Annotated in this window: 2 protein-coding genes; both read left to right on the forward strand. The window is 68.8% G+C overall.

The window, feature by feature from the left end; all coding sequences use genetic code 11:
* Positions 1-122: 122 nt before the first annotated feature.
* Complete coding sequence (locus tag ABD401_RS24350) at positions 123-1442, forward strand: HNH endonuclease signature motif containing protein (protein ID WP_344609695.1); 1320 nt, start codon at positions 123-125, stop codon at positions 1440-1442.
* Positions 1443-1574: 132 nt separating this feature from the next.
* Positions 1575-1973: transposase domain-containing protein (locus ABD401_RS24355; RefSeq protein WP_344609697.1), on the forward strand; the 399-nt coding region annotated here is incomplete at its 3' end.

Raw genomic sequence — 1973 nt, forward strand, 5'->3', positions numbered from 1 at the left:
CCGTCGCCACTGACCCCCATCCGTTGAGCGAACTGATCGTCAGTTCCCCGGACTGGTAAGGCTTCTTACTGCACTCAAGCAGATATGCAGAACATGTGTTCGGACGCGGGTAGAATCGTGGCATGTCCGCAGGGGTGGGGACGCATCCGGCACTGGCACAGATGGCCAGTGCTGTCGAGGACGTCCGCAAGGTCGCGGCGATGCTCACCGCGGACGAGGTGTGGACCTTCACCGACGCGGATCTGGAGTTGATGGTGCGGGCGCAGGCGGAGTTGGACTCCGCCGTCGCGGCCATCGGTGTCCGAGCGGTGCGGGAGGCCGACGTCCGCGGGCTGTCGCTGGCGGACGGGAAGGTCTCGACCGCGGTCTGGCTGGGGCAGAAACTCGATCTGCATCCGGCTGAGGCGCGGCAGCGGGTCAAGGACGCGGACATCCTGTCCCGCAAGGGGAACGCCACTGTCGAGGCGCTGGCTTCAGGAGAGCTGAACCGGGACCAGGCCCGGGCGGTGGCGCGGAGTCTGCGCAAGATCGAGCCGGTGGGTTCGGCTTCGGAGCTCGCCGACGCTGAGGCGTTCTTGTTGGCCAAGTCTCGGGGTGCGAACCCTGGCGCGATCCTGCGGATGGGCCGGCACATCGAGGAAGTCATCGACGAGGACGGCAAACCCCCGGCACCGGACCCGGACGACCTCACCGGTGACGCCCCGGCGGAGTCGAAGCGGGCGGCCCGGGCCCAGCGCAAGCGGTCCCTGACGATCACCGATCTGGGCAACGGGCTGCACCGCATCCGCGGGGAACTGACCGACGAGGTCGCCGCCCTCGTGAAGGCCGCGCTCGACCCCCTGGCCGCGCCCCGGCCGGCGGTGAACGGTCAGCGCGACGAGCGCTCTGCGCCGCAACGCCGCCACGATGCCCTCGGGGACGTGTTCCGCCAGTTCCTGCGCTTCGGGGACCTCCCGCCGTCGCACGGCGTGCGGCCGCACCTGCACGTGACCGCGTCGGTGGAGACGATGGCCGGCGACACCGGGCACCCGTTCGCCCGCACGGCCACCGGGGAGGACCTGGACATCCCGACCCTGCAGCGGATCGCCTGCGACGCGGGGATCACCCCGATCGTGGCGAACACCCTGGGGGTGCCGTTGGCGATGGGCCGGGAGGTCCGCGTCGCGACTCCGGCCCAATGGGCGGCGCTGGTGGCGCGGGACATCGGCTGCATCGGCGACGGATGTACGCGCCCGGCGGCGTGGTGTGAAGCGCACCATGTTGAGTGGTGGGACCGCGACGACGGCCCGACCGACGTGGACAAGATGGTCCTGGTGTGCTCGCACGAGCACTATCTGATCCACCATCAGGGCTGGGGCGTGCGGATGGCCGAGGACGGCCACCCCGAGATGATCCCCCCGACGTGGGTGGACCCCAATGCCGCTGACTTAGCGAAGCGCTGATGGCCTGTCAGAACAGGAGATTTTGCAGTCGGCGCGGCGGCTGTTAATCGGGGCAATGGTTCGTTAACGTCCGGCGCCGTGACAGCTGAGCCGTCGGATCAGCCGAGGTTGACTGACTCGGTGGGCCTTGGGGTGTTGACCAGCCTCGTGCCGCGAGACCTTGTCGATGACGTGTTGGGGATGACGCGCAAGACCGAGCAACGCAACCGGTTGCTGCCCGCTCGGGTGGTCGTTTACTGGGTACTCGCGCTGACGCTGTTCTATGGCGACGCCTATGAAGAGGTGATGCGTAAGCTTGTCGGCGGGCTGCGATTCCTGCGTTCCTGGCGCTCGGACTGGACAGTTCCGACAACTGGGGCCATGGCGCGTGCCCGAGCCCGGCTGGGCGAGGAGCCGATGGCCGAGCTGTTCTCGCGTGTCGCGCAGCCCATCGCGGGACCGGGTTCGCCGCGGGCCTGGTATCGCGGTCTGCGCGTGATGGCCATCGACGGGGTTGTGCTCGACGTTCCCGACACTCCCAGCAACGCCGAG

Origin of the sequence: Sporichthya brevicatena (genome assembly GCF_039525035.1) — a bacterium.
GTDB classification, from domain to species: domain Bacteria; phylum Actinomycetota; class Actinomycetes; order Sporichthyales; family Sporichthyaceae; genus Sporichthya; species Sporichthya brevicatena.